Source organism: Streptomyces sp. PL-29, assembly GCF_058344425.1.
Genome location: NZ_CP136996.1, coordinates 3,185,001 through 3,190,000, shown reverse-complemented (window position 1 = coordinate 3,190,000; position 5,000 = coordinate 3,185,001). Strand labels below are relative to the sequence as shown.

The following is a 5,000-nucleotide window of genomic DNA, read 5'->3' as shown; positions in this document are numbered from 1 at the left end:
GACGGAAAGACCCCGGGACCTTTACTACAGTTTGATATTGGTGTTCGGTTCGGCTTGTGTAGGATAGGTGGGAGACTTTGAAGCATCAACGCCAGTTGGTGTGGAGTCGCCGTTGAAATACCACTCTGGTCGTGCTGGATGTCTAACCTCGGTCCGTGATCCGGATCAGGGACAGTGTCTGATGGGTAGTTTAACTGGGGCGGTTGCCTCCCAAAGGGTAACGGAGGCGCCCAAAGGTTCCCTCAGCCTGGTTGGCAATCAGGTGTTGAGTGTAAGTGCACAAGGGAGCTTGACTGTGAGACCGACGGGTCGAGCAGGGACGAAAGTCGGGACTAGTGATCCGGCGGTGGCTTGTGGAAGCGCCGTCGCTCAACGGATAAAAGGTACCCCGGGGATAACAGGCTGATCTTCCCCAAGAGTCCATATCGACGGGATGGTTTGGCACCTCGATGTCGGCTCGTCGCATCCTGGGGCTGGAGTCGGTCCCAAGGGTTGGGCTGTTCGCCCATTAAAGCGGTACGCGAGCTGGGTTTAGAACGTCGTGAGACAGTTCGGTCCCTATCCGCTGTGCGCGTAGGAATATTGAGAAGGGCTGTCCCTAGTACGAGAGGACCGGGACGGACGAACCTCTGGTGTGCCAGTTGTCCTGCCAAGGGCATGGCTGGTTGGCTACGTTCGGGAGGGATAACCGCTGAAAGCATCTAAGCGGGAAGCCTGCTTCAAGATGAGTATTCCCACCTCCTTGAGAGGGTAAGGCTCCCAGTAGACGACTGGGTTGATAGGCCAGATGTGGAAGCCCGGTAACGGGTGGAGCTGACTGGTACTAATAGGCCGAGGGCTTGTCCTCAGTTGCTCGCGTCCACTGTGTTAGTTCTGAAATAACGAACGGCTGTGATTACATGCCAGCGTTCTAAATTTCATAGTGTTTCGGTGGTCATAGCGTTAGGGAAACGCCCGGTTACATTCCGAACCCGGAAGCTAAGCCTTTCAGCGCCGATGGTACTGCAGGGGGGACCCTGTGGGAGAGTAGGACGCCGCCGAACAATTTTTGTGGGGAAGCCCCGTACCTTCTGGTACGGGGCTTTTCCGCGTTCACCAACAGTTTCCGAGGTTCGGCTCTGTATCCTGGCATGCGTTCCCCTGGAGGAAGCGATGACAGCACAGCAGTGGGAAGACGGCGGACCTCTCGTCCCCCAGCCGGCGATGACCCGGGAAGCCCTGCGGGATGCCGTGCGGCGGATCGACATGGCCAGCCTGGCCGTGCTCGACAAGGAGTGCAATGAGGCCTTCGACCGTGCCGCGGAGACGGGTGCCATCAACCCCCTGCGGTTCTTCTTGATCAAGTGGGCCACGCACGTGGCAATCCACCGCTGGCCCGCACGGTCGGCAGCACTGCACGAAGCAGAACGCGTCGCGGGCGACCCCGATGCAACGGAGGAGCAGTTCCGCGCCGCCATGGAGACCAGTAGCCGCATCCTCGCCGAAGCCCAGCGCGAGATCGGTCAGTGACCCGGCGCGGCGAGGGCGTGGAGAACGACAGCGGCTGGGCATGGGAGTGCGACCCCAACCGGCTGTGGGTGCTCGGTGAAATGCCCGCAGCACAGCAGGAGCTGGTAGACGCTGTCATGGACGGCCTGGTCGACCTCGCCGCGATGGCCATCGACCCCAAGGACGGCAGCCTCTACGAGGACCCCCACCCGATGCGGTTGCGTACGTACGAGGACGAGCACCTCATGGTCTGGTACCAGACCATCGCGCACCGGAGCCGGGTCTACCTCAAGCGCGTGAACCTTTGACCCGAAGCGGGCTGGAAGGCCGGGCCACGTCAACGCATGCGCCGAACTCGGACCAGGCCGGACTGGCGGCCGGCAGCGGCAGCGGCTGAGGAGACGTCCGCGATATGCGTCAAGCCGGTGTGCGCGAGGGCCCCTTCCGGAGTACAGCAGGCGCTGTGGGGGCTCGCAGTCGCGTGTGGCGCGCCACCGCCCCCACGGCGGACGCGTTGACGTAGCCGTCCCGCGCCGGCTGTCGCTCCGCCCGCCGCCGCGGCGACGGCACTACGGGTCGGGGAGCTCATTCCGATGTGATCAGTGGCCATAGGCAGCCGCTGTGCTTCCCGAATCGAGCTGATCTTGGAGATCATCCACCGGCTCGATCAGGACGCGGTCGGTCACCTGCGCAGCCATCCCTTCCTGGGAGGATCGGCTGGCGCGGGATCCCGTGCAAACACCAGCTCAGCGACGCAGATGCGCAGCAGCTGGGAGAGTGTGGAGGGGCTGTCAGAGCGGTCGTACCGGACCAACCAGGGTCTGCTCCACGAGCCAACTCGTGGGAGAGGTCTGGAACACGAGGCGGCCGTACTTCTCCGGGTCGACGGCCCACCGCACATAGGTCCGGCTTATCTCCTCGGCCCGGGCGAGGGCTGTTTCCCTTCCGCCGTCAACGGGGATCTTGTCGACCAGTTCCCATGTGCTGTCGCCGCTGTACGACACGTTGGCTTCCACCAGCACATACCAGCTCATGACCCCGCACCCCCTGTGCTCCGTATGCACCCAACCCAGAGATTCATTCTGGATGCCGACGGCGCGCCTGGGAACGCACGTAGGGAATCCAAGATCGATCTATGACGAATGACCTGGATGCCCTACTGACTGCACTGTACGTGGAGATCGACGACGAGATCTGAGGTACCCGACGGATTGGCCGACCGCCGCAGCTGTGGCCTGCGCCTGTTCCTGGTGCGCACTCCGACCGGGATGCCCGCCCTTGAGGCACTGGCGAACCCGAAGCTGTACGAGCGGGAGGTCCTGTCGGCGATGGTGGACCGCGAACCGCACCCGGCCACGGACCGGCCCCGCCTGCTGGTGATCGTGAACAAGGGCTTCGCTTCCAAGGAGTTCGAGGCCGAAATGGCCTTCCGGGGCGCGGAGTTGCGGCGTCCTTTTTTCAAGCGCGAGCCGAAGCGCACGGGCGATAGCCTCCTGAAGTCGGGGCGGCAGTTGATCGAGTCGGTCAACGACACCCTGAAAGGCCAGCTGACCTGGAACAGCACGGTGGCCGACCCTCGAAGGCGTCGCCGTCCGCGTCGCCCAGTGCATCCTCGCGATGGCCGCCGAGATCTGGCACGACCACAAGATCGGCCCGCCCGTCATCCGATCCTTGATTGCCTACGACCACTGATCACGTTGGAATGGCTCGTCCAGGCCGCGGCGGTCCGCACCGGTCGTCAGCTGCTGTGCACCGAGGAGACCGCACGCGCATCGGACCGTGTGCGGCTGCTGAAGGAACCAGTCACGCTTGCGTCGGCTGTCAGCGCGGAGCTGTCGGGGACGCTGTGACGAAAAGCGACCGCCTCGACCACGCCGGATACCTCCGGGCCTTCTCCGCGATCAACTCCATGACCAGGTCCATGACCGGAGCCGCCGCGATAGCCGTGCAGACTGGCACGCCGTCGCCCAGCGCAACCTCTTCAACCGCATGGTCGGCCAGCTCTCCCCCTGCCTGCAGCGAGGCGGCTGGTTCGTCGAATCGGCTGCCTTCCCCTCACCGCCCTCGGCGGCCGAGACAGCTGGCGCCTGACCTGCGGCATCGCGCCTTGCCCAGGTCACTCACATCCGTCGATCATTCGCAGATGAGATCCGAAGTTCAGACATTCGTCGCAGACGGCTCTCTGCCCGGCTCGGACGCCGACGAGCGGGAGCTCGACCGGCGAGTCAAACAAATCGAGGCCATCTCTGCACCCGTCACACGGATCGAGGCGCAGGCCCTGGCTGGCTGCTTCGGCCCCGACGACTGCTACGGCGTCGCTTGGTCGCTGCTGCACCTGATCGAGACCAGCCCTGGCCCGGTGCCGGCGGTCGCACCCCCGGACCCGATGCCGATGACTGGCACCACACGCTCTGGAACCGCTGGGGAACCACGGGCTCACCGACGACGACTTGATTCGTGAGAGCCCTGAGGTGTCTGGATACCACCGTTCTCCGGGCTGAGCCCACGCGCCTTGGCGTAGCGGGTGACGGTGCTGCGTCGCGCCGCTGCGGGCTGGGTCCGCAAGGGCCCGCCGTGGATCCTGGCGTTCCTCGCTGTTCGGGATCTCGAAGCCGGCGGCCGACCGCATCATCGACCCCCTCGGGCCGATGTTCGCGCTCCAGCCTCGCAAGCCGTTCACCAAGGACGCCGTACTCATCGTGGACGACATCCTGGTCCCAGTGTCGACAGCGCGCTGGGACGGGTGGGTCTTGTAGCACCGGTGCCCCTCTGGGGTGGGGATGAGCGCCGTGGTCCACTCCACGGGCGCAGGGGGAGGCCCAGTGCGGCGAGGATGACCGGCGAGTGCCCGGGGAAGCGTGGTGGAGACGTCGGACGTCTCGACCGACAGCCCGGGGGCTTGCTCGTGCTCGTTGCATTTCGCAGACAGCCCCCTGATCAGTGGGTATCTCGAAGAAGCTCGCGGCGTCGGACTCCGTGGTCGCGCCACACCACGGCCGGGTGCATCGCTTCGCAGGGCCGCTGGCCTCGGGGTGCGTTCGGTGCCTCGGTGCCGCAGACGGGCTCATGAGTGTCAGCGCATGGCGGAGTCAACGCTCTCGGGCCTGTTCGTACGGAGCCGAATCTACGAGCCGGAAGGCCACGCGGCCTGTGCTGTGAGGACGGCGCAACCCGTGCTCGTCCTCGCTGGCGAGGTGACCGGCTCGTAGCTGCTGCACACCAGGAGGACCATCCAGCCGTGCCGGCCGCCGGCAGGCCAAGAGGCTGGCCGGGTGCCAGGAGGTACGAGACGCGGGTACGGCGTAGCCGGGGCGCTCTCGTCCCGCTCCGGCGGTGTCGCCCAGTAGGAAGAAGACACGATCGCCGCAACCACCCACGGATACGGCGGTCCTCACAGAGCGGTCGTCGACCGCATCCGCCACCGCATGAACTCCGCGAGGACGGACGTCGGCTACGGCCGAGGCTCGGCGGCGTTTTGACTCCCCGCGGGCCCGGTTGTAGAGTTGAACAGT

Annotated in this window: 3 protein-coding genes, 2 rRNA genes and 2 pseudogenes (1 of these 7 only partly in view); 6 read left to right on the top strand and 1 reads right to left on the bottom strand. The window is 65.0% G+C overall.

The features are described from left to right. The 4 genes from R4Z63_RS14550 to R4Z63_RS14535 all read left to right on the top strand — a co-directional run. Positions 1 to 847: ribosomal RNA gene (locus tag R4Z63_RS14550) — 23S ribosomal RNA — on the top strand (it extends 2,271 nt beyond the left edge of the window). A 79-nt stretch (positions 848 to 926) separates the two neighbouring features. After that, positions 927 to 1,043, top strand: a 5S ribosomal RNA gene (gene rrf / locus R4Z63_RS14545). 109 nt (positions 1,044 to 1,152) lie between these two features. Beyond that, entirely contained in the window at positions 1,153 to 1,509 is a 357-nt protein-coding gene (locus tag R4Z63_RS14540; RefSeq protein ID WP_037931099.1) for a hypothetical protein, read from the top strand. A 17-nt stretch (positions 1,510 to 1,526) separates the two neighbouring features. After that, the gene (locus R4Z63_RS14535) at positions 1,527 to 1,796 is read left to right on the top strand and encodes a hypothetical protein (RefSeq protein WP_384456614.1); all 270 of its coding nucleotides are present in this window, start codon (positions 1,527 to 1,529) and stop codon (positions 1,794 to 1,796) included. Between the two features lie 483 nt (positions 1,797 to 2,279). Here the strand turns inward: R4Z63_RS14535 and R4Z63_RS14530 are convergent, their stop codons facing one another. Further along, complete coding sequence (locus R4Z63_RS14530; protein WP_491522550.1) at positions 2,280 to 2,522, bottom strand: hypothetical protein; 243 nt, start codon at positions 2,520 to 2,522, stop codon at positions 2,280 to 2,282. 198 nt (positions 2,523 to 2,720) lie between these two features. On the opposite strand from R4Z63_RS14530, the pseudogene R4Z63_RS14525 reads away from it, so the two are divergent. Both R4Z63_RS14525 and R4Z63_RS14520 read left to right on the top strand, forming a co-directional pair. Continuing rightward, positions 2,721 to 3,180: pseudogene (locus R4Z63_RS14525) on the top strand (transposase family protein); the annotation flags it as partial. A 787-nt stretch (positions 3,181 to 3,967) separates the two neighbouring features. Beyond that, positions 3,968 to 4,208, top strand: a pseudogene (locus tag R4Z63_RS14520) (IS5/IS1182 family transposase); the annotation flags it as partial. Positions 4,209 to 5,000: the final 792 nt, after the last annotated feature.